3 protein-coding genes are annotated in these 2228 nt (G+C 62.8%); all 3 read right to left on the bottom strand.

Features of this window, described 5'->3' with window-relative positions; all coding sequences use genetic code 11:
- Positions 1-643, bottom strand: a 643-nt coding sequence (locus ENZ75_RS29530; protein ID WP_164888106.1) for an ABC transporter ATP-binding protein, incomplete at its 3' end; no start/stop codon positions are given.
- Positions 643-1431: an ABC transporter permease gene (locus ENZ75_RS29525; RefSeq protein ID WP_063168550.1), complete on the bottom strand. Its 789-nt coding sequence runs from the start codon at positions 1429-1431 to the stop codon at positions 643-645. The genes ENZ75_RS29525 and ENZ75_RS29530, both read right to left, overlap by 1 nt.
- On the bottom strand, positions 1431-2228 hold a 798-nt coding region (locus ENZ75_RS29520), incomplete at its 5' end, for an ABC transporter permease (protein ID WP_164888105.1). The genes ENZ75_RS29525 and ENZ75_RS29520, both read right to left, overlap by 1 nt.

Genomic DNA, 2228 nt, shown 5'->3' with positions numbered 1-2228 from the left:
CCTGCACCAGCCTGCCGTCGCGCAATATGCCGATGCGGTCGCTCATCGTCAGCGCTTCTTCCTGGTCGTGCGTGACGAAGATGGTGGTGATGCCGATCTCGCGCTGGATGCGCTTGAGCTCGATCTGCATATCGACGCGCAGCGCCTTGTCGAGCGCGCCGAGCGGCTCGTCGAGCAAAAGCACGCGCGGCTTGGTGACGATAGCGCGGGCGAGAGCCACACGCTGCCGCTGCCCGCCGGAGAGTTGGTGCGGCCGGCGGCCACCAAGCTTGCCGAGCTGCACCAGATCGAGCGCGCGCTGCACCTCCGTTGCAATCACCGCCTTGGCCTCGCCGCGCACCGACAGGCCGAAGGCGACATTGTCGGCGACGCTCATATTGGGAAACAGCGCATAGTTCTGGAACACCATGCCGATGCGCCGCTTTTCGACCGGCACCCGCTCGACGCTCTCGCCGCCGATGGTGATGCGGCCCGAATCGGGAAAATCGAAACCGGCAATCTGGCGCAGCAGCGTGGTCTTGCCGCTGCCCGACGGCCCCAGCAGCGCATAGAACCCGCCATCGGCGAAATCGATGGAGACATTGTCCAGCGCCTTGTGTGCGCCGAAACTGCGCGAGACATCAGATACCTGCACGCCGGCCATTATTTCTCTCCGCCGAATTTGAAGAACCGCGCCGTGAGCAGCATCAGCGCCATCGACACGACAATGATGATCGTCGAGACCGCATTGATCTCGGGCGTGAATCCTTTGCGGATCGCGGCGTAGATTTCCACCGGCAGCGTCGTCTGCCCAGGCGTCGCCAGGAAATAGGACACCACGAACTGGTCGAACGACACTGCAAACGCAAACAGCCCTCCGGCAATAACGCCTGGCATGATCCAAGGCAGCGTGACGCGCCTCGTTACCTGCCACTGGTTGGCGCCGAGCGAGCGTGCCGCCTCTTCCAGCTCCGGCGCGAAGGTCTGCAGCCGGGCCGAGACGACGACGATGACATAGGGCAGCGCCAGTGCGACATGGCCAAGCAGGATCGCATGCAGCCCGCGACCGATGCCGACGCCGAAAAAGAAGATCAGCATCGCCGTGCCGGTGATCAGCCACGGAATGGCGATCGGCGGAAACAACAGCGCCTGCAGGAATTTCTTGCCGCGAAACTCATAGCGATAGAGCGCCAGCGATGCCGCCGAGCCGAGCACGACACAGATGACGGTGGTGATGACGGCGATCTCGACGCTGTTCCAGGTGGCGGCGATCAGCTGGTCGTTCTGCCACAGCGAAGCGTACCATTCGGTCGTCCATTCGAACGGCAATTGGTAGAAGGGCGAGACGTTGAACGACATCAGCGCCATGATGATGATCGGCAGATAGAGGAGGGCGAGCAGCAGACCGATGTAGAAGCGGCCAAGCCATTCGAGGACGCGGGTCGTCGCCATCACGCGGCCCTCCGCAGCACCGGCGACGCCACCGCCAGGATGACCAGCACCACGGCCAGCAGGATGAAGGAAAGCGCGGCACCGAGCGGCCAGTTGAACACGGCGACGAACTGGTCCTCGATGACCGTGCCGTAGAAGGTGCCGGTGCGACCGCCGAGGATGCGCGGCTCCATGAACGAGCCGACGACGGGGACGAAGATCAGGGCCGCACCCGCGACCAATCCGGGCATCGACAGCGGGATGATCACCCGCTTCAGCACCTGTAGCCGTGAAGCGCCAAGCGAACGCCCGGCCTCAATCAGGGAGTCATCGATCGCCTGCAGCGTGAGATAGCAGGTCAGCACCATGTAAGGCACGTAGGAATGCACCAGCCCGATGATGACGGCTGGATAGGAATACATCAGGTCGATGTTGATCTTGAACGGCAGCACGGCGTTGAGCGCGGTGTCGAGAATGCCGCCCTCGCGCAAAACCATCGCCCAGGAAAAGATGCGCACCAGCCCGTTCGACCAGAACGGCAAGATGACGAGCAGGAAGATCGCCTCGCGGCTGCGCCCCTTCAGCACTTTGGCGAGCACGTAAGCGGCGGGATAGCCGATGACGACGCACCACAGCGTCACTTCGAGGCCAAGCCGCAGTGAGGCCAGCAGCAGTGTCAGATAGAGGCTTTGCGAGAAGAAGGTGGCATAGTTGCCAAGGGTGAATGTCCACGGCTTTCCCGACAGCGGCAGCTCGGTCATGAACGAGAAAAAGACCATGGCCGAGAGCGGCAGGAAGATCGCCACCGTCAGCCAGAG

Origin of the sequence: Mesorhizobium sp. M7A.F.Ca.CA.002.04.1.1 (assembly GCF_004022805.1) — a bacterium.
Classification (GTDB): domain Bacteria; phylum Pseudomonadota; class Alphaproteobacteria; order Rhizobiales; family Rhizobiaceae; genus Mesorhizobium; species Mesorhizobium ciceri.
Note: the sequence above shows the minus strand (reverse complement) of the source record. Positions and strands in the feature narration are given on the sequence as shown.

Coding starts and splice junctions, on each gene's coding strand:
- ENZ75_RS29525 (WP_063168550.1), bottom strand. CDS start 1,431: ATGGCGACGACCCGCGTCCTCGAATGGCTTGGCCGCTTCTACATCGGT.